At 33.6% G+C, this 26200-nt stretch carries 23 protein-coding genes; 11 read left to right on the forward strand and 12 right to left on the reverse strand.

What is annotated here, in order from left to right; translation table 11 throughout:
* Window positions 1–17: 17 nt before the first annotated feature.
* The 7 genes from recN to OZP07_RS07360 all read left to right on the forward strand — a co-directional run bounded on the left by recN (window position 18) and on the right by OZP07_RS07360 (window position 7917).
* Entirely contained in the window at window positions 18–1670 is a 1653-nt protein-coding gene (gene recN / locus OZP07_RS07330; protein WP_281637813.1) for a DNA repair protein RecN, read from the forward strand.
* A gap of 91 nt (window positions 1671–1761) precedes the next feature.
* A complete protein-coding gene (gene fabV, locus OZP07_RS07335) occupies window positions 1762–2952 on the forward strand; it encodes an enoyl-ACP reductase FabV (protein WP_281637814.1) in 1191 nt (396 codons plus the stop codon).
* Window positions 2953–3047: 95 nt separating this feature from the next.
* Window positions 3048–3854, forward strand: a complete 807-nt coding sequence (locus tag OZP07_RS07340) for an enoyl-ACP reductase FabI (RefSeq protein ID WP_281637815.1) — start codon at window positions 3048–3050, stop codon at window positions 3852–3854.
* 109 nt (window positions 3855–3963) lie between these two features.
* On the forward strand, window positions 3964–4962 hold the full coding sequence (locus OZP07_RS07345; protein ID WP_194640991.1) for a glycosyltransferase family 2 protein: 999 nt from the start codon (window positions 3964–3966) through the stop codon (window positions 4960–4962).
* Between the two features lies 1 nt (window position 4963).
* Complete coding sequence (gene coaE, locus OZP07_RS07350) at window positions 4964–5560, forward strand: dephospho-CoA kinase (RefSeq protein ID WP_281637816.1); 597 nt, start codon at window positions 4964–4966, stop codon at window positions 5558–5560.
* A gap of 59 nt (window positions 5561–5619) precedes the next feature.
* Window positions 5620–7206 (forward strand): sensor histidine kinase, encoded by a 1587-nt coding sequence (locus OZP07_RS07355; protein WP_194640989.1) that lies wholly within the window; start codon window positions 5620–5622, stop codon window positions 7204–7206.
* 3 nt (window positions 7207–7209) lie between these two features.
* A complete protein-coding gene (locus tag OZP07_RS07360) occupies window positions 7210–7917 on the forward strand; it encodes a response regulator transcription factor (protein ID WP_194640988.1) in 708 nt (235 codons plus the stop codon).
* A gap of 52 nt (window positions 7918–7969) precedes the next feature.
* Here OZP07_RS07360 and OZP07_RS07365 read toward each other — a convergent pair whose 3' ends face one another.
* The 10 genes from OZP07_RS07365 to OZP07_RS07410 form a co-directional block, all read right to left on the reverse strand.
* A complete protein-coding gene (locus tag OZP07_RS07365) occupies window positions 7970–8710 on the reverse strand; it encodes an acyl-[acyl-carrier-protein] thioesterase (protein WP_281637817.1) in 741 nt (246 codons plus the stop codon).
* A gap of 125 nt (window positions 8711–8835) precedes the next feature.
* On the reverse strand, window positions 8836–9441 hold the full coding sequence (locus OZP07_RS07370) for an outer membrane beta-barrel protein (RefSeq protein WP_281637818.1): 606 nt from the start codon (window positions 9439–9441) through the stop codon (window positions 8836–8838).
* A 2-nt stretch (window positions 9442–9443) separates the two neighbouring features.
* Window positions 9444–10109, reverse strand: a complete 666-nt coding sequence (locus OZP07_RS07375; protein ID WP_281637819.1) for a carboxypeptidase-like regulatory domain-containing protein — start codon at window positions 10107–10109, stop codon at window positions 9444–9446.
* A 48-nt stretch (window positions 10110–10157) separates the two neighbouring features.
* Window positions 10158–11075 carry a tRNA (adenosine(37)-N6)-dimethylallyltransferase MiaA gene (gene miaA / locus OZP07_RS07380; RefSeq protein WP_281637820.1) on the reverse strand — a complete coding sequence of 306 codons (918 nt, stop codon included), beginning with the start codon at window positions 11073–11075 and terminating at the stop codon, window positions 10158–10160.
* A gap of 248 nt (window positions 11076–11323) precedes the next feature.
* Window positions 11324–12685, reverse strand: coding sequence for an exonuclease domain-containing protein (locus tag OZP07_RS07385; protein ID WP_281637821.1), 1362 nt, complete (start codon window positions 12683–12685; stop codon window positions 11324–11326).
* 107 nt (window positions 12686–12792) lie between these two features.
* The gene (locus OZP07_RS07390; protein WP_281637822.1) at window positions 12793–13155 is read right to left on the reverse strand and encodes a four helix bundle protein; all 363 of its coding nucleotides are present in this window, start codon (window positions 13153–13155) and stop codon (window positions 12793–12795) included.
* A gap of 41 nt (window positions 13156–13196) precedes the next feature.
* On the reverse strand, window positions 13197–13856 hold the full coding sequence (locus OZP07_RS07395; protein ID WP_281637823.1) for a YggS family pyridoxal phosphate-dependent enzyme: 660 nt from the start codon (window positions 13854–13856) through the stop codon (window positions 13197–13199).
* The gene (locus OZP07_RS07400) at window positions 13847–14368 is read right to left on the reverse strand and encodes a hypothetical protein (RefSeq protein ID WP_281637824.1); all 522 of its coding nucleotides are present in this window, start codon (window positions 14366–14368) and stop codon (window positions 13847–13849) included. The genes OZP07_RS07395 and OZP07_RS07400 overlap by 10 nt, the downstream gene beginning before the upstream one ends.
* 39 nt (window positions 14369–14407) lie before the next feature.
* Entirely contained in the window at window positions 14408–15295 is an 888-nt protein-coding gene (locus tag OZP07_RS07405) for a 3-hydroxyacyl-CoA dehydrogenase family protein (RefSeq protein WP_281637825.1), read from the reverse strand.
* A gap of 88 nt (window positions 15296–15383) precedes the next feature.
* Window positions 15384–16349 (reverse strand): Gfo/Idh/MocA family protein, encoded by a 966-nt coding sequence (locus tag OZP07_RS07410; protein ID WP_194640979.1) that lies wholly within the window; start codon window positions 16347–16349, stop codon window positions 15384–15386.
* A gap of 166 nt (window positions 16350–16515) precedes the next feature.
* Between OZP07_RS07410 and OZP07_RS07415 the strand changes: the two genes are divergently transcribed.
* Together OZP07_RS07415 and OZP07_RS07420 are read left to right on the forward strand one after the other, a co-directional pair.
* Window positions 16516–17157: a protein-L-isoaspartate(D-aspartate) O-methyltransferase gene (locus OZP07_RS07415; protein WP_194640978.1), complete on the forward strand. Its 642-nt coding sequence runs from the start codon at window positions 16516–16518 to the stop codon at window positions 17155–17157.
* A 24-nt stretch (window positions 17158–17181) separates the two neighbouring features.
* Complete coding sequence (locus tag OZP07_RS07420; protein WP_194640977.1) at window positions 17182–20934, forward strand: transglutaminase family protein; 3753 nt, start codon at window positions 17182–17184, stop codon at window positions 20932–20934.
* A gap of 254 nt (window positions 20935–21188) precedes the next feature.
* Here the strand turns inward: OZP07_RS07420 and OZP07_RS07425 are convergent, their stop codons facing one another.
* Both OZP07_RS07425 and fahA read right to left on the reverse strand, forming a co-directional pair.
* Window positions 21189–22373: a hypothetical protein gene (locus OZP07_RS07425; protein WP_281637826.1), complete on the reverse strand. Its 1185-nt coding sequence runs from the start codon at window positions 22371–22373 to the stop codon at window positions 21189–21191.
* Between the two features lie 170 nt (window positions 22374–22543).
* On the reverse strand, window positions 22544–23827 hold the full coding sequence (gene fahA, locus OZP07_RS07430; RefSeq protein WP_194640973.1) for a fumarylacetoacetase: 1284 nt from the start codon (window positions 23825–23827) through the stop codon (window positions 22544–22546).
* 107 nt (window positions 23828–23934) lie between these two features.
* Here fahA and glyA point away from each other — a divergent pair, with 107 nt between their 5' ends.
* Together glyA and OZP07_RS07440 are read left to right on the forward strand one after the other, a co-directional pair.
* Complete coding sequence (glyA, locus tag OZP07_RS07435; protein ID WP_281637827.1) at window positions 23935–25209, forward strand: serine hydroxymethyltransferase; 1275 nt, start codon at window positions 23935–23937, stop codon at window positions 25207–25209.
* A gap of 208 nt (window positions 25210–25417) precedes the next feature.
* Window positions 25418–26011 (forward strand): MiaE family protein, encoded by a 594-nt coding sequence (locus OZP07_RS07440; RefSeq protein WP_100430265.1) that lies wholly within the window; start codon window positions 25418–25420, stop codon window positions 26009–26011.
* Window positions 26012–26200: the final 189 nt, after the last annotated feature.

The following is a 26200-nucleotide window of genomic DNA, read 5'->3' on the forward strand; positions in this document are numbered from 1 at the left end:
ACTTATAAATTTAATTAATGATAACTTCACTAGCTATAAAAAACTATGCGTTAATTGAGAAATTAACAATCGATTTTTCGAAAGGTTTTTCGATAATTACTGGAGAAACGGGTGCTGGTAAATCGATAATATTAGGCGCTTTAGGTTTGGCTTTAGGAAAACGTGCCGATTTAACTTCGCTCAAAAATAAAGAAGAAAAATGTGTGATTGAAGCTCATTTTGAAATATCCAAATACAATCTGCGTCCTTTTTTTGATGCAAATGATTTGGATTATGAAGATGATACTATTATCCGCAGAGAAATTCTGCCATCAGGAAAATCAAGAGCTTTTGTAAATGACAGCCCTGTTAATCTGCAGGAACTGCAGGAACTTGGTTTGTATTTAATAGATATTCATTCGCAGCAGCAAACTCAGGAATTGTCTGATGAAGCGGTACAATTTCAAATTATTGACGCAATTGCAAATAATTTGGAAATAATCAATTCATATCAATCAGAATTAAAAAAGTATAAAGCTGATAAAAGCAAGTTAAATGCTTTGATTAAAAGAAAAACCGAAGCATCAAAAGAACAGGAATACAATACTTTTCTTTTGGAGGAACTCGCAGGAGCTAAATTAAAGTCTGGTGAGCAGGAAGTTCTCGAAGAAAATTTTGAACAGCTGAATAATGTTGAGATTATCAAAGAATCGCTTGATAAATCTTTAGCTATTGCTAATGAAGAACAGATTGGAGTTCTGCATAATTTGAATGAAATAAAAAATACAATTCATAAAATGGCTCCTTTTTCTGCAGATTACAGCTTGCTGTATGAAAGGATTTCTAGTCTGAAAATTGAATTTGAAGATATAGCTGTTGAATTAAACAGTCATTCTGAAAAATTAATCAATGATCCAGAGCAATTAAGCCTGATTAGTCAAAAACTGCAGCTGATTTATAATCTGCAGAAAAAGCATCAGGTTACTACAGTTGATGAGTTAATTGCAGTTCAGAATACTCTGGAAAATTCAGTATTGGAACTGGGAAACATTGATGACGAAATTGCAAGATTAACTGTTTTAATTGACGATGCGACAAAGAATCTGGATCAAATATGTGAAACTATACATAAAAATAGGGTAGATGCTATTCCTGTTTTATCACAAAAACTGGTTGCTATTTTAGAAACGCTGGGTATGCCAAATGTGCGTTTTAATATGGAAATAACCAGTACTCCGACTTATTTTGAAAATGGTAAAGATGAACTGCAGTTTTTAATTTCGGCCAATAAAGGAACTGATTTTGGGCTGTTAAAAAAAGTGGCTTCAGGAGGTGAAATGTCAAGGATTATGCTGGCGGTTAAAGCAATTTTGGCGCAATATTCAAAACTGCCGACTTTGATTTTTGATGAAATCGACACGGGAGTTTCTGGGGAAATTGCCAATAAAATGGGGGAGATTATGAAAGAAATGAGTACGCAGATGCAAATATTTGCGATCACCCATCTGCCTCAGATAGCTGCTAAGGGAACAGAACATTTCAAAGTATTTAAATCTACTGTTGGTGAAGATACTCTTTCAGAATTGAAATTACTGACTGACGAGGAAAGAGTAGTGGAAATTGCACAAATGCTGTCAGGAACTGTCATTTCGGATTCTGCCTTAAATCATGCAAAAGCCTTGTTGAACTAAATAATTGGGCTATATTTGCCAATTAAATTTAAAAAAATAAGAACATTCAATCAATTTAAAGTATTGCAATATAAATTAACGTAAGAGTATTATGATTATAGAACCAAGAATGAGAGGATTTATTTGTTTAACTGCCCAGCCGAAGGGGAGCGAACAAAGCGTCAAAAATCAAATTGAATATGTAAAATCAAAAGGAGCTATAGCTGGAGCTAAGAAAGTATTGGTTGTAGGAGCTTCAACTGGTTTTGGTCTGGCTTCTAGAATAACCAGCGCTTTTGGTTCTGATGCTGCTACAATTGGTGTGTTTTTTGAAAAAGAACCTGCAGAAGGAAAGACTGCTTCTCCAGGCTGGTACAATTCAGCTGCTTTTGAAAATGAAGCTCATAAAGCTGGTTTGTATGCAAAAAGTATCAATGGTGATGCTTTTTCGAATGAAGTAAAAAGACAGACATTAGATCTTATTAAAGCTGATTTGGGTCAGGTTGATTTAATTATATATAGTCTTGCTTCGCCAGTACGTTTAAATCCAAATACAGGAGTTTTGCACCGTTCGGTTTTGAAACCAATCGGAAGTACTTTTACAAACAAAACAGTAGATTTTCATACAGGAAAAGTTTCAGATGTTTCTATTGAGCCATGTAATGAAGAAGATATTGCTAATACAGTTGCTGTTATGGGAGGTGAAGACTGGGTTATGTGGATTGAAGCTTTGAAAGCTGAAAATCTATTAGCTGAAGGAGCTGTAACTGTCGCTTATTCATATATTGGGCCATCATTGACTGAAGCTGTTTACAGAAAAGGAACAATTGGCCGTGCCAAAGATCACTTAGAAGCAACAGCATTTACAATTTCAGACAGTTTAGCAGATATTAACGGAAAAGCGTATGTTTCAGTAAACAAAGCGCTGGTAACTCAAGCTAGTTCTGCAATTCCGGTAATTCCACTGTATATTTCTTTATTGTATAAAATAATGAAGGAAAAAGGTATTCACGAAGGGTGTATCGAGCAGATTCAGCGTTTGTATCAGCAAAGACTATATACTGGAGAGCCAATGATTACTGATGAAAAAGGCAGAATTCGTATCGATGATTGGGAAATGCGTGAGGATGTTCAGTCACAAGTGGCTGCGCTTTGGGAGCAGGCAACAACTGATAATCTTGCCGAAATTGGAGATTTAGAAGGATACAGAAATGATTTCTATAACTTATTTGGGTTTGGTTTTGATGGAGTAGATTATAAAGCAGACACGAACGAATTAGTTAAGATTCCAAGTATATCTTAATTAGTAAATCAAATTTTATAATTTTTGAAACACCTTATAGCTTGGTTTAAAATCAAGGAAATAAGGTGTTTTTTTATAACTTTATTTTAAAAAATATGTACAATTTATTAAAAGGTAAAAGAGGAATCATTTTTGGTGCTTTGGATGAAAATTCAATCGCTTGGAAAACAGCAGAACGCATTCATGATGAAGGAGGTATTTTTGTTTTGACAAATGCTCCAGCTGCAATGCGGTTGGGAACTATCGATGTGCTGGGAGACAAAATAGGTTGTCAGATTATACCTTGCGATGCAGCATCTGTTCAAGATTTGGAAATTTTGGTCGATAAGGCAGTTGAAATTTTAGGCGGTAAAATAGATTTTGTACTGCATTCTATAGGGATGTCTGTTAATGTTCGAAAAGGAAATCATTATACAAATCAGAATTATGAATTTACAGAAAAAGGCTGGAATGTTTCAGCGGTTTCTTTTCATAAACTAATGCAGGTTTTGTATAAAAAAGATGCTATGAATGAGTGGGGAAGCATCATTGCTTTGTCTTATATGGCTGCACAGCGCGTTTTTCCGGATTACAATGATATGGCTGATAATAAAGCATTTTTAGAATCTGTTGCCAGAAGTTTTGGGTATTTCTTTGGAAGAGATAAAAAAGTACGGGTAAATACTATTTCTCAGTCTCCTACAGCGACTAGGGCAGGTCAGGGAGTTAAAGGATTTGGAGGTTTTATTGCATTTGCAGATAAAATGTCTCCTTTAGGCAATGCTACTGCTGCCGAGTGTGCAGATTATATAGTAGTAATGTTTTCGGATTTGACCCGAAAAGTGACTTTACAAAATTTACTGCATGACGGCGGCTTCTCTAATATGGGGGTAAGTCAGGAAGTAATGGAAATGTTTGAATAGTCTAAAGAAGACGTTTGTTATATAAAACCATCATTTTTTATGATGGTTTTTTTATTTAGAAAGAAGTACCTTTGCCGAAATTTAATAAAAAAAATAACTCACTACTATTATGTTGTTTTCATTGATCATTCCTGTTTATAATCGTCCTGATGAAGTTGATGAATTATTAGAAAGTTTAGCAAAATCAACTTATGATCAAATATTCGAAATTGTACTAATCGAGGATGGTTCTACAATCCGATGTCAGGATGTGGCTCAAAAATATGGTGACAAACTTGATATTTCCTATTACTATAAAGAAAATTCAGGCCCAGGGGATTCCAGAAATTACGGAATGGAGAAGGCGAGGGGAGACTATTTTTTAATTTTTGACTCCGATTGCATTATTCCAAGTAATTATCTGAATGAAGTTGAAAAAGCTCTGCAGGAAGATTATGTGGATTGTTTTGGCGGTCCCGATAAAGCGTTAGACAGTTTTTCAGATATCCAAAAAGCTATTAATTTCACGATGACTTCTTTTTTAACCACAGGAGGTATCAGAGGAGGTTCTGAAAAAATCGGAAAGTTTCAGCCAAGGAGTTTTAATATGGGGTTATCTAATAAAGCATTCAAAGCTTCCGGCGGTTTCGGGAATATTCATCCCGGCGAAGATCCTGATTTGTCTATCCGCTTATGGGAAATGGGTTATGAAACAAGACTTTTTGCAAATGCATTCGTATATCATAAGAGAAGAATCGATTGGGATAAATTTACTGTTCAGGTAAGTAAATTTGGTAAAGCCCGACCAATACTCAATAGTTGGTATCCTCAATACAATAAATTAACTTTTTTCTTTCCAACGTTTTTTATAATAGGATTTTTTGTATCTTTAATACTGTTGGTTTTTAATCAAGATATTCTTCTTAAAATTTATTTTTGTTATTTCTTGGCATTGTTTTTGTTATCTTCTATACAGAATAAGAGTATTAAAATAGGTTATTTGTCGTTAATTGCAGTTTGGAAACAGTTTTATGGTTACGGACTTGGTTTTTTAAAATCGTATATTAAAGTTATTATATTAAAGCAAGATCCGAAAACAGCTTTTCCTGAATTGTTTTTTAAAGTATAGCATGGTAAAGATAATTGGTTTGACAGGAGGTATTGGAAGCGGAAAAACTACCGTTGCCAATGAGTTTGCTTCACATGGAATACCAGTTTACATAACAGATCAGGAAGCAAAAAAAATAATGCAGTCGGATACTGTTTTAAATCAGGTTCGGGCAGAATTTGGAGATGCTGTTTTTGAGAACGGCCTGCTGATTAGAGAAAGATTATCTGAAATTGTTTTTAATGATTCTGATCGTTTAGCAAAACTTAACAGCATAGTTCATCCCGCCGTTAGGCAGCATTTTAAGCAATGGACATTTGAACATCAGAATGAACCGTTTATTATTTATGAGAGTGCAATTTTATTTGAAAGCGGCAGTTATAAAGAGTGTGATTTCATTATAAATGTAGTTGCCCCTCTAGAAATTAGGATTAAAAGAGTTATTGCCAGAGATAAAACTACACGCGAAAAAGTTTTAGAAAGGATAAAAAATCAGTGGAACGATGAAGAAAAATCATCAAAAAGTGATTTTATTATTGAAAACACCAGTATCGAGGCATTAAAGTTAGAAATTGTTAAAATTCTTAAATTTTTAAGAATTAAACAAACGAACTCTTAAATGTTAATCTTTGGTTAATGCATTATTTAGTATATTGTTAAAATATTAATTTTGCTTGAATGAATAAACTGTTTTTTAGATTGCTTGTAATGCTAATGAGTCTTTCCCTGATCGGGATAATTCTTGTGCAGGTGTATTGGTTTAATACCTCATTTCGAAATAATGATGAACAATTTAAATTCCATGTTAAACAGGTTTTAGGGAATGTCGCTCAAAAATTGGAGCAGCATGAACTCTATAGCTTTTATAATAAAATCAATAAAAAGATAGACAGTACAGGAATTGCGCCGAAAGAGGAGGATTTAATGGAGTTTTATTATGTTCAAAAAAATCCAAAAACAAATCAGACTATAGTATATTCTAATAACGTTAAATCAAAACAGTATAATATTACTTTACCCTCATTTGATAAAAAATTTGATAATAACAATAAATTTAAAAGCTTTAGTTCTAGTAGAATAACAGAGGTTTACAATAACAGTTCCATTGATAATTCTGCAGTTAATCAAAGTTTGGTTCCTGATGTTAAAAGTGTAAAGGTTGGGAATTTAGGCATTTTAGATAAATTTATTTTCGAAATTTCAAATAAGGATATTTTATCAGCGATGCCTCTTGAAGACAGGGTAACTAATGAGGAACTTGATAAATTAATCAGAAAGGAATTAGAAGAATATGGTGTAAAAACCAAATTTGAGTTTGGAATTTTAAGCAATGGAATAGTTACCAAAATAAAATCGGATAATTTTGTCTACGATAAAGCTATAACTTATTCTATACCAGTATTTACTGATAATGAAGGGAATGAAAAATATAAATTATATGTATCGTTTCCGCACAAAAAGAAGTTCCTGCTGTCACAATTGGTAAGTATTACAATATTGTCTATAATTTTTACTTTAATCATTATTATTGCTTATACATCAGCTTTAAATCAGTTAATACGTCAAAGACAGATTTCTGAAATCAAAAATGATTTCATTAATAATATGACGCATGAATTTAAAACACCAATTGCAACGATAAATTTAGCTTTGGATGCTATCCGAAATCCTAAAATTATTGAAGACAAAGACAAAGTGTTTAAGTATCTGGAAATGATCAGGGACGAAAATAAACGGATGCATGCCCAAGTAGAAAATGTATTAAGGATTTCAAAATTAGAGAAGAAAGAACTGAATATTATTAAAGAATCCAGTGATATAGAAGAAGTAATTAATGATGCTATTGAGCATGTGAATTTAATTCTGGAAGACAGAGAAGGTACAGTTACAACTCATTTTGGAGCCATCAGAAAAATAGTTTTATTGAATGATGTCCATTTTACGAATGTAATAGTTAATGTTCTGGAAAATGCAATAAAGTATACCCCTGAGATACCTAAAATTGATATTTATACGGAGAATATTAAAGATATGGTTCTAATTAAAATAAAAGATAATGGTGTTGGTATGAGTAAAATTGCTCAAAAAAGAATTTTTGAAAAATTTTACAGAGAACATACAGGGGATATTCATAATGTAAAAGGCCACGGTTTAGGTCTGGCTTATGTAAAAAGAATTGTAGACGACCATAATGGTCAAATATATGTAGAGAGTGAAAAGGGAAAAGGAAGTACCTTCATTATAAAATTACCTTTAATAAATTAGAGTATGGAAAACACAAATAAAAAAATACTATTAGTAGAAGATGACCTAAATTTTGGTGCAGTTCTAAAAGACTATTTAATGCTGAATGATTTTGAAGTTGTTTTGGCTAAAAATGGTATGGAAGGATTTGAAAAATTCAAAAAGGATACTTATGATTTATGCATCCTTGATGTGATGATGCCATACAAAGACGGTTATACTCTGGCAAAAGAGATAAGAGAAAAAAATAATGATGTGCCTATTATTTTCCTTACAGCAAAATCTATGAAAGAGGATGTTTTAAAAGGATATAAAGCAGGAGCTGATGATTATTTGAATAAACCTTTTGATTCTGAAGTTTTGTTGATGAAAATTAAAGCCATCATTCAAAGAAAAGCATCTGATGTGAAAACAGAAGTTGTTCAATTTGAGTTTAATGTTGGTAAATTTCATTTAAATTCAAAACTTCGTTTCCTGACATTCAAAGATGAAGAGCCTATTAAATTATCTCCAAAAGAGAATGAACTGCTTAAAATGTTGATTCTCCATGAAAATGATTTGATGCCAAGAGAGTTAGCGTTGACAAAAATATGGAGAGATGATAATTATTTTACTTCCAGAAGTATGGATGTTTATATCGCTAAACTAAGAAAGTATTTGAAACAAGACGAGGATGTTGAGATTTTAAACATTCACGGTGAAGGATTCAGATTAGTTGTAAAAGCTAAATAATCCGATTTTTTATGAGACAAAAAAGCTTCGAAATTATTCCGAAGCTTTTTTTTTATTTCCAATTGACTTGTAAAGCGTAGCAGGTTTTATCGTCTTTTGTAATGCTAAACACGACGTCGGTATCATTTACACATTCGTGAATTATTACTTTGTCCTTGAGAGATAGTTCCTTTAAAAAGTTCATTTCAAAGCTTTTGATCTGTTGTGATAGTATTTTATTTTCATCAACAAGATCCAGGCACCATTCCAGGTATTTTACATTATTGGCGTGATTAACGATGTCTAAATCAGATAGAGAAACGGTTCTTTCAAAAATTTCTTCTTTTTCCTGCGGGAGGTTTATTTTTGAAAATCCCATTTCAGTAGCTTTTTTATCGGGAAATAATTCAAAATGTTCGTATGGCAAAGCCAAAGGTTCTGGTCTTCGGGCTTTGGTGTTGAAAACAGCCCAAAAGGTTTCAGAACCTATTATTTTTTTTCCGTTTACATACATTTCAAGCGCTCGTACAGAACGAGAATTCTCTAGAGAATTAATCCACGTTTTTACGGTTACAATGTCTCTCCATTTGGGTAATTCTGTGATTTCTACGCGCATTCTGCTTAGTACCCAGGCTTGATTGAATTCCTGCATATCGGTAAAACTGATACCGCCCACTTCAGAATGAGCAGCTGCGGTTAACTGCAGTAAATTACATAAATCGGTGTATTTTAAATAGCCGTTTGGAGTGCATTGGGTAAAATTAATTTCCCAGTCTCTGCTGAGAATGGATGTGAAATTTTTATCTATTGGCATTTTATAAATATTTTGGCTTTATTCGGTATGAAACCTTTAATATGTTTTAGGATTTGTTAAATAATTAATTTGTCTTCAACTTCTTATGAATAGGGTAGAAAGATGTTTTTAAAATCGTTAGTTTTTTAGTTGTTAATGAATTTTAATTTTATTCCAATATTTATTTGAAGCATTTTTGAATTATCATAAAAAGAAACAAATTCTGGAGCAGTATTAATATCATATTTTGAAGAAACATAACCGATTCCTGTAAAAGCTGAAATAATTTTATTTAATCTATAATCAAAATTAAAACCAATTCTAAAATCTGTCCCTGTTTGATGTCCAAAACTTCTATTTCCGTTTTTAAAATTTAAGTTTATGGAACCCAAACCTAAATATGGCTGTAAATATAATTCATTTGAAAGTTTGATTTCATAAGCCAATGTTCCATAAAAAGAATTATATCTGCTGCTTCCAACATTTCCAGTTTTGGAAAGGTCTGTTATAGAATAAAAGATATAATCATAACCCATTCCCAGTTTGAAATGCTGAACTTGGAGAAAACTGAAATTGGTACCTAATCCTACGTTCGATTTATTAGCTTTTGCTAAATAATTGTCTCCAAAATTAAACGGAATTATGGCATATTGACTAAATTCTGGTTTAAAATTTACTAGAGCTTTAGTTTTTTTTTCTTGCCCATAAGATATTTTTAGACAAAATAAAATTAAGAGGATAGTGTATTTCATAATTAGTATGTAATTGTATAGGTTACAGCATCATTGTTTACTGGAATAGTAATACTATACGGAGTGGTCACAGCAGAATTTGAATAATCAATAATTGTATATTTTAAAATGATATTTTGATTTTTTATTACAGTAAAATTGGTGTTTGGATAATAATAATTTGGATTGTTTGGTTCTGGATTTAAATCAATATAAGAATCGGTCTGTTTTCCTTCTATTTGAATGTCTTTTATTTGTTTGTTTTTTGAGGTGTTATTTAAAATTAATTTTAAATATGTAATCGATTTTGTTTTGTATAATGTGATTTTATTTAAATCCAGTTTGTAGTTTTCAAAATTATTTCTTTTTGCAAAAAATTCTTTCGACTGAAATTCACTACTTTCATTGATTAAATTATTGATAGCTATTGAAAAATTATAGTCTCCTTTCGGAGCAGGGAAAATCAGTGTGAAACTTCCGTTTTGGTCTGTATTACCATAAGAAACCAAATCGCTAGGAGCATAAGTGCCATCACCATATATCGTAATATCAATTTTTTTTTCAGGAATTGGAATTCCATTTTCATCAACAATTTTTCCTGTAACCACAATTTTTGTTTCTCCGTCGTACTGAATTTCACAAGAAGTTAGAAAAAAGAACAGGCAAAAAAACAATAGTATCTGCTTCATATTAAAGAAATTAAGTTTCTATAAATATACAATTCTCTGCAAAAAAGTTTACATTTTTAATTTTAAATAATCAATAATAAATTTTATATCAGTCAAATAATTAAACCATTGGGTATTTTCTTTGCGTTTGAACCAAGTGAGCTGGCGTTTTGAAAACCGGCGGGTGTTTTTCTTGATTTCTTCAATGGCAAATGGCAGTGTAAAATCTCCGTCAAAGTAACTGAATAATTCTCTATAACCTACCGTTTGTAATGCGTTTAATTCCTTGTTGGGATATAAAGTTTCGGCTTCCGCCAAAAGTCCTTCATTGATCATGATATCCACGCGCTGGTTTATTCTTTCGTAGATTACGTTTCTGTCGGCTTCCAAGCCAATGATGATTGGCGTAAAATTACGGTTGTTTTTCTTTTGGTTTAAAAATGATGAATACGGTTTTCCTGTTCCAAGGCAGACTTCGACAAAGCGCATCATACGTTGCGGATTTTGTAAGGTCTGTGGATTTTCGGAAGTTATTTTTTGGAAATATTCAGGGTCAAGTATCTCTAACTGTTGCTGTAAATATTCGATTCCGAAATTTTCATAATTTAAATTTACTTTTTCACGAATAGCAGAATCTATGGACGGAAATTCATCAAAGCCTTTTAAAACAGCATCGACATACAATCCGGAACCTCCAACGAGGACTGCGTAATCATTGGTCTGAAATAGTTCTTCGATTTTTATAAGCGCTTCTTTTTCGAAATTACCTACGGTATAATTATCAAAAATCGATTTATTTTGAATGAAATGATGTGTTGCTGAAGCCAGTTCTTCGGGACTTGGTACGGCGGTTCCAATTGTCATTTCTCTGAAAAACTGCCGGCTGTCGCAGGAAATGATTTCGCAGTTAAAATGATTAGCCAACTGGATGCTCAAGGCTGTTTTTCCTATGGCTGTTGGTCCGACTATGGTGATTAAATATTTCATTCGTTTTGTTGCAATCTTTGCATTTTCTTCTTTTAACTACTGCTCTCACTAGCCCAGATGGTAATAGAAGCCCCGCAGTTATTACAGTTTGTTTTTCTTGGCATAAAAGAGCGACTCCTCACCCCCAGCCCGTCTCCAAAAGAGAGGGTAGCTCAAATACTCCTTTTATGTCTTGGAAAAACTACTGGAATAATGAGGAGCTGCAGTGTACAGCTGGATCAGCTGTCAATAAAATGGCTTAATTAATTTTAAAAATTAATAATTTTCTGCACCCTGTTTTTTCTTAGATATTCTTGAATATAATTTCGGGTGTTTTTGTTGTTGGGCGTTGGAATCAAGATATTTTTTAGAATATCAGGAGTGTTAATCTGATAGTTCAAATCATAAAAAGCATATCCTTTGTAGATTCCGTTTTCTATTAATATAGCACTGTGTTCGCCGGTTTTTCGGCCACGGTCGATGATAATCATGTTTTTGTTATCGAAAAGATTTTTGTCGATAAAAACCTGAACTCGGTCATTGTATTCTTCTGACGTTATTTTCTTTGAACAGGCACCGTCACATGGATTGTTTTCGTTTTGCGGACAAGGAGTTTTCGAATCTGAAAGTCCTGTTAGTTTTGGACACAATTGATAGCCTGCCGTAATACGGCTTAGGGCTGATTTTGCTTCCTGCTGGCTGGAAAAAGCGGTTATTTCTTTTTTGCGCCCGTCTGCTTTTTGAAGTTTTAAATTCAAATATCCGTCACTGTCTTTTTCGGTATAGATTGCCCAATTCAGCATTTTTTTGCGTGACATTCTGTTGTAAATCGGACTGTTTTTCTTTATTTCTTCAGATGCTTTTAATAGTGCAATCAACTCGCTTCCGGTTTCTTCGAAAGTTACTGTGAATACTTCGGCTTGAATTTTTTTGGCACTGCTGGTTATGCCTGTAAAATGCTGATTGACTCTCTTTTTGATGTTTTTGCTTTGGCCGATGAATATAATACTGCCGTCTTCTCTGTGAATGTAATAAATTCCGGTTTTAGAAGGAAGGCTTTCGATTATGTCCAGTAATCTCGGAGAAACCCCTTTGATAACTTCAAATTTGATGAGTTCTTTTGTGATGGTTTTCTCTAAATCTTTGTCCAAAAGCATCTTGAAAAGTTTGACTGTCGCCATGGCATCACCGCTGGCTCTGTGTCTGTCGGCCATGGGGATCCCCAGTGCTCTTACTAATTTTCCAAGACTGTGTGATGGCTGTTCCGGCATTAAACGCTGGGATAATTCTACGGTGCAGAGGGTTTTGATATTGAAATCATATCCAAGACGTCGAAACTCGGTGCGGAGAATTCGATAGTCAAAAGAGGCGTTGTGAGCTACAAGCACGCAGTCGTTTGTCATTTCGATAATGCGTTTGGCTACTTCGAAAAATTTTGGTGCGCCACGAAGCATTTCGTTATTGATACCCGTGAGTTTGATAACAAACGGCTGTATCGGAATTTCAGGATTGATCAAACTGATGAATTGATCCACAATTTCATGCCCATCATATTTATAGATAGCAATCTCTGTGATTCCTTCTTCGTTGAATTGTCCTCCTGTGGTTTCTATGTCTAGTATTGCGTACATTTTCAATATCAATGGCAAAAATCAATAGCAAAAATCAATAGCAATGGCAAAAGTCAATTTCAATTTTTTTTAATATGAAAATTGGAATTGCTGTTATCATTGAATTTCTAATTGTCAGTGATTTGTTTTTTATTAATTATCATTTTTGATGAAATAGCAATTAGCTGCTCAATCTCTGTTAAAAGTGTGTTTCTTTTTGCATCATCGCCTTCTTTAATATAATCTAGAATTTTTAAAGAATTTCTCGATTCTTTTAACTCTTTTACAACTAATGAAAGTTTAAAAATAAAATCTTTATCAGTTACTGTGCCTTGTGCTTCTCCAAAATTTAGAGAGGCGCTTCCGGATGATCTTATTAATTGATTTTTATAATATTCGTTTTCAAATATTTTTTCTAATTGTCTTGTAAAGAAAATACATTCACCTGCGAAGCGAACTAATCTGTCTTCAAAATTGAATATTTTTTCCATTTAAGAGAATTGATTTTTGTAATTGATATTGATTTTTTAATTCATCTTCCTCCAAAGATACTACTTCCAATTCGAACCATTGTACTGCCACATGCAATTGCCAATTGATAATCGCCCGACATTCCCATTGAAACAGTTTGCAGTTTGCAGTTTGCAGCTTGCAGTGATTGTAATCCATCAAAAATTGATTTCAGGTGCTGAAATTCCTTTTTGATTTGGTTTTGTTTATCTGTAAAGGTTGCCATTCCCATTAAACCTACAATTCGGATGTTTTTCATCTCTTTGAAAGCAGGCGAGGAGAGAAGCACTGACAATTCTTCTTCATCAAGACCGAATTTTGATTCTTCTTCAGCGATGTATATTTGCAGTAAACAATCAATAATTCGATTGTTTTTCTTGGCTTGTTTGTTGATTTCTTCCAATAATTTAAAACTGTCCACACCGTGAATCAAACTTACGAAAGACGCCATGTATTTGACTTTGTTGGTCTGAACGTGACCTATCATATGCCATTCGATGTCTTTGGGCATTTGTTCCCATTTGTCAACCATTTCCTGAATTTTGTTTTCACCAAAAATACGCTGACCGGCATTATAGGCTTCCATTAAATCAGAAACAGGTTTTGTTTTGGAAACCGCCACCAGAGTAACATGTTCTGGAAGTGTTGATTTTATATGTAGAAGATTATTTTTTATTGACATTTTTCTATTTTTTCTTTGATCCTATTTACAATCAGTTTTTTATCTATAATTATTTTCTCTTCTTTACGGTTTTTAAATTCATTAAAGATTTCAATTATTTCTTGATCAGAAAAAGTTTGAAACCTATTTAAAGAAAATTTTTTATTTGTGTTTTTTAATTGAATATAAAAAGTGGCTCCACATATACCTTGCTTAGAACTTTTACTTTTTAAAAATATTTTTGTTCCTTTTATGCTGATTGATTTTTTCCATTCTTCATTGAAAGTTACTCCTTGTAATTCGATAGTGTTTTCATGAAAAGTTATTCTATGGATATTGGTTTTATTATTATTGATAACTAATACAATAAAAATAATGAAAAGAAGTATTCCAAAGATTATTAAATATGGTTTTGCTGGTTTTAGAATGAAAATACAAGAGGCAAAAAGTATAAAATACTCTAAATATATTACGTTTATAATATTAAAAAAGCGTTGAAATAAACTTCTATATTCAGCTTCAAATGTTTTCATAATTTACAATTGAATAGTTATAAACTGCCAAAATTGATTTTAAACAAACTGCTTTGATACTTTCTCAGCCTTTTTACTTTCGCTGTAATCATAAAAACCTTCATCTGATTTCACTCCCAGTTTTCCTGCTCTAACCATATTTACCAATAATGGGCAAGGAGCGTATTTTGGATTTTTGAAACCGTCGTACATTACATTCAAAATAGCAAGACATACATCAAGACCAATGAAATCGGCTAGCTGTAAAGGTCCCATTGGATGTCCCATTCCCAGTTTCATAACAGTGTCAATTTCATAAACGCCGGCAACTTTGTTGTATAGGGTTTCGATTGCTTCGTTAATCATTGGCATCAAAATTCTATTGGCCACAAAACCGGGATAATCATTTACTTCAACAGGAGTTTTACCGAGTTTTTCGGATAACTTCATGATGATGTTCGTCACTTCATCGCTGGTATTATATCCGCGGATGATTTCTACCAGTTTCATAATCGGCACCGGATTCATGAAGTGCATTCCTATTACACGCTCAGGATGTGCTACAACAGCTCCAATTTGAGTAATCGAAATTGACGAAGTGTTGGTTGCCAAAATAGTATTATGTGAACAGGCTTCGTTTAATTGTTTGAAAATATTTAGTTTTAATTCTACATTTTCTGTAGCTGCTTCGACTACCAAATCGGCACCAACCACACCGTCTTTAATATCAGTATAAGTGATAATATTGGTAATGGTTTTGACTTTATCTTCTTCAGTTATGGTTCCTTTAGAAACCATTCGATCTAAATTTGCAAAAATAGTTGCCATCCCTTTATCCAATGATTTTTCGGAAACATCGATCAGTTTTACAGTAAAACCGCTTTGCGCAAATGTATGGGCAATTCCGTTACCCATAGTTCCGGCTCCGATTACAGCAATAATTTTCATTTTTTAATATTTAAAGTTAAAAAAGTTTAAAATTTAAAATCTACATAATAGACTTTAAACCTTAAACTTTAATGGAATTTTTAGTTTTTTATTTATTGAAACAATCAATAATCTGATAAGCCACTCTTAAGGCATCAGTGGCTTGTTCCAGTGTTACAACCGGAGTAGTATCATTATTAATTGCATCAGCAAATGTTTCTAATTCGTCAAGGATGGCATTATTGCTTTCTACATCCGGATTTTCAAAATAAATTTGTTTTTTTACACCTTCGGCGTTTTGTAAAACCATATCAAAATCACCTGGAACTTCCGGCGCGTCTTTCATTTTGACTACTTCACATTTTTTTTCCAGAAAATCTACCGAGATATAGGCATCTTTTTGGAAAAATCTTGATTTGCGCATGTTTTTCAAAGAAATTCGGCTTGCGGTTAGATTGGCTACGCATCCATTTTCAAATTCAATTCTGGCATTGGCAATGTCTGGAGTATCGCTTATTACAGCAACACCACTAGCATCAATTTTTTTTACATTAGATTTAACCACACTCATAATAGCATCAATATCATGAATCATTAAATCCAAAACTACTGGGACATCGGTTCCGCGGGGATTGAACTCTGCTAATCGATGTGTTTCTATAAACATTGGGTTTTCAATCATGTTTTTGGTAGCGATAAACGCAGGGTTGAATCTTTCTACGTGACCAACCTGGCCTTTTACATTGAATTCCTTTGCTAATGCTATAATTTCTTCAGCTTCTTCAATAGTATTGGAAATCGGTTTTTCAATAAAAACATGTTTCCCGGATTTGATTGCTACTTTGGCACATTTATAGTGGGAAAGTGTAGGTGTAACGATGTCAATAACGTCTACTGCATGGATAAGGGTTGCAATGGTATTGAAATTTTTGTATCCAAATTCTTTGTTTATTTTTTCGGCGTTTTCTAGATTGGGGTCATAAAAACCAACTAATTCATACTTTTCAGATTGTTGTAATAAACGCAAATGTATTTTACCTAGGTGTCCAGCACCTAATACTCCAATTTTCAGCATAATAATGATGTTTCCACAAAAATAGTAATAAAATAAGAAAATCCAATTTATAAAAATATTAAATTCAGGAGAAATGCTTATTATTTTGGGGCAGAATTTGGTTTTATTTTGAATTGAAAAATTGATTTAGTTTTCTATTTTTGTTCTATAATAAAAAACTTAAATTTTGAAAGATACAGCAAAGCATCAGGGACTTCGTAATCAATTAGTAAACGTATTAAAGCAAAAAGGAATTACGGATAAAAATGTGCTGGAAGCGATAAAAAAAATACCGCGTCATTTATTTTTAAATTCCAGTTTTGAAGATTATGCCTATCAGGATAAGGCTTTTCCTATTGCAGCCGGGCAGACAATTTCACAGCCTTATACAGTTGCTTTTCAATCGCAGCTTTTAGGAATACAAAAAGGACATAAAGTACTGGAAATAGGTACCGGTTCTGGATATCAGACAGCCGTTTTATGCTTAATGGGAGCTCAGGTTTTTTCTATAGAAAGACAAAATGAGCTGTTCAAACAGACTTCTGTTTTACTGCCAAAACTAGGAATCCGTCCTAAACATCTTTCTTTTGGAGATGGCTATAAAGGACTGCCAAATTATGCACCTTTTGACAGTGTTATTGTTACTGCAGGTGCCCCTTTTATCCCGCAGCCATTGATGGCACAGCTAAAAGTGGGGGGGAGACTCGTAATTCCTTTGGGAGAAGATGTGCAGATTATGACTATGCTTGTCCGTATTAATGAAACGCAGTTTGAAAAACATGAGTTTGGAGAATTCCGTTTTGTTCCTTTATTAGAAGATAAAAATTAAAAAGCTATTTAACCAACCAAAACTATGAAGAAAATTACTATTTTGTTTTTACTGTTTGTTTCAAATTTTATTTATTCGCAGGCAGATTATACCAATGTTTTGAATCTGCTGATTAATAATAAAAGAGATGAAGCAAGAGCTTTATTTGATAAACAGTTTGGAAAAAGCAAAACAGCTAATATTGATCTGTTGTTTCTGGATGCTTTTATAGATGAACAGTCGGGAAGGATCAGTTTTGATGAAACGATGCTGAAAAATCTTGAAAAACTTCCTAATTCCCAGTATTATATCGCTCCTTTTATTAACAGGGACATTATACTCAGCGATATTTCGACAGATGCCTGCAATGATTTAACTTATAATAAAATCGACTATTTAGCGTCATCCCCAAAGTTTAAGGATTTACCCATTGTAAAATACAGAAAAGCAATATTTGAGCGCAAAAGAATGAAATTTGAAGAGGCTCAAAAGTCATTTGCTGCTTTAGGAGTTATAACTCAATGGCAGTTTTGCGGTGTTTTTGAGAATCTGAACGGCAGCGGTTTAGGCATTGAATATGAAGCTGAAATTTATGCCAAAAACGATAAACTTTTTGATGCCAACAGTAATGGTAAAATTGGCTGGTACAATCCCAAGTATGTAGAAAATGATGCGTATCAGTTTTTTACAAATGAAGGAGAATACGGCAACGGAATTATTTATGCCCAGACTTTTATTGATTCGCCGGAAAAGAAAAGTTTTCTGCTGCGCTTTGGTGCCAGCCAGGGATTGAAAATATTTTTGAATGACAAGGAAATCTATTTAAACGAAGAGATTAAGAGAACAAATCTCGATGCTTATACTCTGAAAATTGATTTAGAAAAAGGAGTAAACAGACTGCTTTTCAAACTATCTGTTACCAGCGGAGGGGATTACTTTTCTGCCCAGGTGAAAAATCTGGACTATAGTGATGCCGGCGATTTGAAATTCAGTAAAGAGTATCTGCCGTATACTGTTTCAAAATCGGATGCAGCGGAGGCTGAAGTCTTGAAATTAGATTATGAAGCTTATTTTGATAATCTGGTAAAAAAGAATCCTAATAATCTGCTTTACAAATTATTTCAGTATTCGGCTTATGAGTCAAACGGTAAATATATTGACGCGTATGAAGCTATTGAAGGGCTGGATGAAAAATATCCGAACAGTTCTTTTATTGCAAGTTATTTTCTTCGGTACTATGATTTAGCGGGCGATGAAGAACAAAAGAAACAGGAGATTATAAAAAATATTGAAAAAAACGACATCGATTATTATTATGTCAACTTTATGAAGATATTAGACGGCAAGTGGCTTCAAAATTCTTCTATTGCCGAATTGGAGGCTTACAGAGACCGTTCAAAAAAATACAAACAGCGTTTTTGTGAGCTGATGTTTGATTTTTTAATTGCATCCAAAAAAGAAGATGTTGAAGAAATGTTCCGATTATTGAAAGATATTGATAAAGATACGCATGGCAACGAAAAGTTTAAAATTGCATCGGCTACTTTATATTTAAAATTAAAAAATGACAAAGCCAAGACAATTGCTCTTTTGGAAGAATTAGCAAAAGATAAAATAATTAATGAAGTAGATAATTTACTGATTAACTATTATAATGAACTCAATGATAAAGCTGCAGTCGAGAGAATTGTAAAAAGACGGATTAAAGAATATAGTTATATAAATTTATTCAGGAATGACTATATAACAATCTTGTCCAATGAAAATAAATACGATGAAGCCTTAGCGGTCATAGATGAAAATCTGAGCAATTTTCCTTATTCGTTTACAAATATGGAAAAGAAAGCTGCAATTTATAATCTGATGAAGAATAATAAAGAAGCAGAAAAGTACATCCGCCAGTCATTGTTATACAATTCAGGTAATGAAAAACTGAGAAAACAGCTGTATGATATTTCTAAAATTCCGAACGAAATTGATGAAGTTGCGACAAAGGATGTTTACAAATTGGCTAAAACCAGAAGAAATTCCGGTTTAAAGAGTGATTACGGTGTGGTATTATTATTGGACGAATACATTGTAAATGTTTTTCCGGAAGGAGGAAGAAAATCCAGAGTTTCCTATTTATACGAAGTGACTTCTGAGAATGGAATCGAAAAAATGAAGGAGTATTCGATAAGCTTAAGTAATAATACGGTTTTAAAATCTGAAATCATTAAACCGGACGGAACAATTGTCCCTGCAGAACAAGGAAATGATTTATTAGTATTTTCAAATTTAAAAGTTGGGGATGTTATTTATATAGAATACGAACGCATTGAAAATGGTACCGGCCGTTTTTATAAAGATTTTAATCTTTCCTGTTATTTTGACAGCGAATATCCGTCTACCGAAGCTATTTTTGCATTGATAAGCCCGGAAGACTGTAAGTATTATACTGATTTTAACAATGGCGATATAGCCGCAGTCAGCAGAAAAATAAATGGCAAGAACTGCAGTATCTGGAAAAGAACCAATATACCAGCTTTATCGCTCAAAGAGGATTATGCCCCGATTTCGACAGATCTTACCAATACAATTGAAGTAGGAACTATAAAATCATGGAGCGATATTTCGAATTGGTATTCTGATTTGGTAAAGAAAAATTTAAAATTGGATAAAATTACCAAAGAGACATTCAATACCATTTTTCCAAAAGGAACTGCTAATCTGAAAGATGATGAAAAAGCAAAAGCTATTTATACCTATATAGAAAAAAATATCACTTACAGTTCGCTGGATTTCAGACAAAGCGGTTATGTTCCTCAAAAGCCTTCAAAAACAATTACAACAAAATTAGGAGACTGTAAAGATGTATCTACCTTGTTTGTGGCATTATCAGAGTATGCAGGATTGAAGTCTAATTTGGTATTGGTTTCTACCAATGATAATGGCTTTAATTCGATGCGGCTTCCATCAAGGGATTTCAATCATTGTATAGTACAGACAAAGATTGACAACAAAAATGTTTTCTTGGAACTTACAGACAGGTATCTGCCTTACAGAATGCTTCCAGGGTCATTATACAGCGCAAATGCATTAGTTATTTCATTTGATAAAAAAGAAAATGAGGCTTCAAAACTAATAAATATTCCTTTTGATACAGCGATTCAAAACAGCTTGAAAACATCATCGATTGTTACCTTAGACGATAAGTCCAAAGTTTTTGTGAACACGCATACAATTGAAGGAGCTACAAAATCATACTATAATGAATTGTTTTCGGATGCTACTACAAAGGAAATCAGAGAAAAAGAGATAGAAAAAGGATATAATAAACAGCTGCAAAAACTGGTTACTCTGCAGTCGGTAAAGCTTTTATCTAATGAAATATTTGACAAAGCGCTTACTTATGAAACTAAATTTTCAATAAATGAAAATCTGCAAAAAGTGGGAACACTTAAGATAACCGAAATTCCTTTTATCGATAAAGTATACACAAGAGATATTATTGCCACTGAAAGCAGAAAATTTGATATTAATTATTTCAACTACGAAAATAATAACAAATATGAATCGGAAGTTGTCTTGAACATACCCGAAGGAAAGAAATTCTCAGAAATACCAGAAAGCAAAAAGTTTTCATTTAAGAATCAAAATTATACCTTACAGTTTGAACTTTTGAAAAATAATTCACTCAAGGTAAAAAGAGAGGTGACTATTCTTTGGGATAATATAAAACCAACAGATTATTTGGAATACAAAAAATTCGTAGAAGAAGTTATCGCCGCCGAAGAACAGATTGTAGGGTTTAAATAATCTAAACTTGATAATTATTTTGGAGCAGAAAAATTTGGCATTTTCAGGAAGTATCGGTCCCGCTCCGCTGCAATCTTTTGTAGAGACGGGTTTCAAACCCGTCTCTACAAAAGGATTTTCACTGCAATCGGGGCTAAAAAGTAAATATTTTGCTTTTTTGTAAGTATTTAAAATGCAAGAGGTATTATACAGAACAGTAAAAAAAAGCAGCTCGATTTTGAGCTGCTTTTTTTGGATAATATAATATGGTTAGTTTATTTTCTAAATTGATTGCTGGTAATTACAGCATTTATCTTTGCTTTTAAATCTTCGCCGGTATCATAAACCATTCGTTCGCTTGTAGGAAACGGAACAATTTTCTTGTCAAAATAGGCATAATAATTATCGTCTGCAGCACGGCGGTCTCCTTTGTAAGTAGAATAAATATTTTCGAATACAAACTCGCTGGCAATAGGAAAAGATTCTAGCTGCTGATTAGTGTTTTTGTCAAAATAATCTACTTTGGCAGTGATTTGGCAGGATTTAAATTGCCTTACTTCATAAATTCTCACCGTTGCATTTATGGTATTGTCTATCATTACAGGTTTTCCCAGCCTGTCTAGAACTACTTTTCCGTTAGAGTCAATTTGTTTTTTCTGTCCATCAACTATTTGTCGTTCTTTTACGAACTCCCGTTCTTTAATCTGCTCCGGAGAAATTGAAATAGATCTAAAACTGATAAGCATTCCATAATCGTAATGAATATCTTTTTGTTTGGCATTATGATAAATAGTCCATTTGTCATTCATTTTATAGCTTTTGAAGTCCAATAAATCATTTTGCAATTGTACTGGAATAAGCATATTGGTTTCATTTTGAGTAGTCACAATAACAAAATCTGTTCCTCTAAACTGAGCTTCATCGATGATTTTACCTGCATCTTTGTAATTCGGATTTATTTTATCCAGATAAACTAAATCGTCATAAGCCCTGCGGTAATTCATTTTGTTTTTGGTAAGCATTAAGGCTTTAGCATTGGTGTACAGATAATTTGACAAAGCATTTTTGCTGCTTATTATTTGATCGTTATAATTGTCAAACGGAAAAATAGCATTTCGGTTTTCTTTGATTAATTTCAGCGGAAGCAAAGGCTTTATTTTTTCCTGGCGGTCATTTAGCGTCAGATAAGTATTGTAAATTTTCTCCAGATTGCTTGGGTTGTTTTCCTTGCTCAGAAAGCTGACAGTGTTTAAGTCTCTTTCTTTAGCTTTGGCGAAAGCTTCTTCAAGCAGATAGACATAATCCTGTTTTCCTTTTTTGTCTTTGTTGGAACGCAGATTGGAAAGTGCAATATCGATGGCTGCGTCATAATTTCCTGAAGCTAAATTGTTCTGGGTCTGTTTTACGCCACAAGAAGCAAGTAACGTAAAAAAAGCAATTAGAATAGTAGTTTTTTTCATTTTATGGGGTAGTAGTTTAGGTCAATAGCAGGTTAAAAATATGTTTGCGAATTTACAATAATTTTGAAACGATGAATCAATTTAAAAAACTGTTTTATACAAAAATAATGCCAAAAAAAATCCGACAGATTATAAAAAAATGTCGGATTTTATATAGTTGAAATAAAATTTTATTGTCTCACAAAAGGAGGGAGCAGCTTGCTGGAACATTCACCAAAACCAATACGTACCTGTCCGTTTTGACTGTGTCCTTTTATGATTACAGTGTCGTTATCATTAATAAATTTACGTTCGCTTCCGTCATTTAAAGTGATTGGGTTTTTTCCGCCCCATGATAATTCCAGCATGGAACCGTAGCTGTCCGGTGTTGGTCCCGAAATCGTTCCTGAGCCCATCATGTCGCCTGAGTTAACACGGCAGCCATTGGAGGTGTGATGTGCTAATTGCTGACTCATACTCCAATACATATATTTAAAGTTGGTTCTGGAAACAATAGTCGGCTCTCCGTTTTCGGGTGCAATGGCAACTTCAAGATTAATATCAAAGGTGTGTTTTCCTTTTTGCTGCAAATAAGGAAAAGGCGTCGGTTCCTGCTTTGGACCTTTAGTTTTAAAAGGTTCTAAAGCATCCATAGTGATAATCCATGGAGAAATAGATGTGGCAAAGTTTTTTGCTAAGAATGGTCCCAGCGGTACATATTCCCATTTTTGGATATCACGCGCACTCCAGTCATTCATTAAAACCATCCCGAAAATATAATCTTCGGTTTCGGCAATGGGAATAGTTTCGCCCATAATATTGCAGTCGGTAGTGATGAAAGCCGTTTCCAATTCGAAATCTACTGATCGTGACGGACCAAAAACAGGTGAAGTTTCACCGTTTGGCAGAATCTGCCCCATCGGTCTGTGAACAGGAATTCCAGACGGAATAATAGAAGAACTTCTTCCGTGGTAGCCTACAGGAACGTGAAGCCAGTTTGGCAGTAAAGCATTTTCGGGATCACGAAACATCTTGCCTACATTGGTTGCATGTTCTCTGCTGGAATAAAAATCAGTATAATCGCCTATCAGTACAGGAAGCTGCATTTCTACATCTTCCATCTTGAAAATAACAATGTCTCTATGCTTGGTATTGTCTCTTAATTCAGGGTTTGTGGCATCAAAAATTTCTGCAATTCTGTTTCGGACTAAACGCCATGTTTTCTGCCCGTCGGAAATGAAATCATTCAAAGTATCCTGCATAAACATATCATCTGTCAATTCAATTCCTTCGAAGTAATTCAGTTGTTGCAATGCACCCAAGTCGATTGCAAAATCACCAATTCTAGAGCCTACTGTCACAATGTTTTCCTTGGTAAGGAAAACTCCAAACGGAATATTTTGGATAGGGAAGTCGCTGTCGGGCAGTACCTCTAACCATGATTTTCTACTAGTGTCGTTGGCTGTTATTGGCATGATAATGGTGTTGTTTTGTTGAAAATTACTTGTCAAATATATTATAATCTAATTGTTTACCAAACGTTTTTTTGTATTTTTGCGTCAAATTAACGAAAATCAAAGAAATGCAACGCGACAAACAAATTTTTGACCTTATTTTAGAAGAACAAGACAGACAGATTCATGGACTGGAGCTTATTGCTTCAGAGAATTTTGTAAGTGATGAAGTAATAGAAGCAGCTGGTTCTATTTTAACAAACAAATATGCTGAAGGCTATCCTGGCAAAAGATATTACGGAGGATGCGAGGTTGTGGATGTTATTGAGCAGATTGCTATCGACAGAGCTAAAGAATTGTTTGGTGCTGCGTATGCAAACGTACAGCCACACTCTGGATCTCAGGCTAATGCTTCTGTTTACCATGCTTGTTTGCAGCCAGGTGATAAAATATTAGGATTCGATTTGTCTCACGGTGGTCACTTGACTCACGGTTCTCCTGTAAACTTTTCAGGACGTGTTTACAATCCTGTTTTCTACGGTGTAGATAAAGAAACAGGAAGATTAGATTATGATAAAATTCAGGAAATAGCGACTAAAGAACAGCCAAAAATAATCGTTGCGGGTGCTTCGGCATATTCACGTGATATGGATTTTGAGCGTTTTAGAGTAATCGCAGACAGCGTTGGAGCAATTTTGATGGCTGATATTTCTCATCCAGCAGGACTTATCGCAAAAGGTTTAATGAATGACCCAATTCCTCACTGTCATATTGTTACAACTACTACTCACAAAACATTACGCGGGCCAAGAGGAGGTCTGATTTTGATGGGTAAAGATTTTGAAAATCCATGGGGATTGAAGACTCCAAAAGGTGAAATCAGAATGATGTCTTCTTTATTAGATTTAGCTGTTTTCCCTGGAAATCAAGGTGGACCTTTAATGCATATCATTGCTGCTAAAGCTGTAGCTTTTGGAGAGGCTTTACAAGATGAGTTCTTTACATATGCTATGCAATTGCAAAAAAATGCAAACGCAATGGCTGATGCTTTCGTAAAAAGAGGATACAATATCATTTCTGGAGGAACTGACAATCACATGATGCTGATTGACCTTAGAAATAAAGGAATTTCTGGAAAAGATGCTGAAAATGCATTGGTAAAAGCAGAAATCACTGTAAACAAAAACATGGTTCCATTTGATGATAAATCACCATTTGTAACTTCAGGTATCCGTGTTGGAACCGCAGCAGTTACTACCCGCGGTCTTGTTGAAGAAGATATGGAAACTATCGTTGATTTGATTGACAGAGTTTTATCTGACCATACTAACGAAGATGTTATCGAAGCTGTTGCTAATGAAGTTGACGAAATGATGAGCGAAAGAGCAATCTTCGTATTCTAAATTTAGTTTAAGAGTTTAAGCTTGTTTAAGAGTTTAATTGTTTAAAGGTTTAACTCAACTTCAGCTTAAGAAAGGTTTAAAGTTTAATGATTGTGTATGCTAAAGTCTTCACAGGAATTTAAACTTTAAACTTTTTCTTTTTAAATAAAACCTTAAACCTTTAAACCATTTTAAACAACTTTAAACAAAACCTTAAACCAATAAAGAGATGGGCGTACTACGATTACAGCTGCCAACTGATCCAAGATGGGTCAATATAGTAGAGAAAAATATAGAAGAAATCCTTACTGATCATGCTTGGTGCGAGCAGAAAGCAGCTACCAATGCTATTACGATTATCACCAATAATTCGGAACATCAGGATTTGGTAAAGGATTTATTGGCTTTGGCCAAAGAAGAAATCGATCATTTTGAGCAGGTACACAATATCATTATCAAGCGCGGACTGAAATTAGGCCGTGAGCGTAAAGACGATTATGTGAATGAATTGTATCTGTACATGAAAAAAAGCGGTGACGGAAGCCGGGTTTCGGGTCTTGTTGAACGATTATTATTTTCGGCTATGATTGAGGCCAGAAGTTGTGAGCGTTTCAAAGTTTTATCGGAAAATATTAAAGATGAAGAACTCGCTGTTTTTTACAGAGAACTGATGGAAAGCGAAGCGGGGCATTATACGACATTTATAACCTATGCTAGAAAATACGGCGTTGGAATCGATGTCGAAAAACGCTGGAGAGAATGGCTTGCTTATGAAGAGTCGATTATTGCCAATTATGGAAAAGGCGAGACCATTCACGGATAAGTTTTTTTGTTTAAAGGTTTAAAAGTTTAAGGTTTAACTTTTGCCAAAAGCAATTCAAAAGTTTCAATTTAAACAATATTAAACTTTAAATAAATTTAAACCTCTACATTTTGTTGATAAAAGGATTATTAGTTTTTGCCTGTTTTTTACGGGTCAGCTTTCAAAATGGCTATATTTGAGAGTAACCAA

This window comes from Flavobacterium marginilacus (assembly GCF_026870155.1).
Taxonomy (GTDB): domain Bacteria; phylum Bacteroidota; class Bacteroidia; order Flavobacteriales; family Flavobacteriaceae; genus Flavobacterium; species Flavobacterium marginilacus.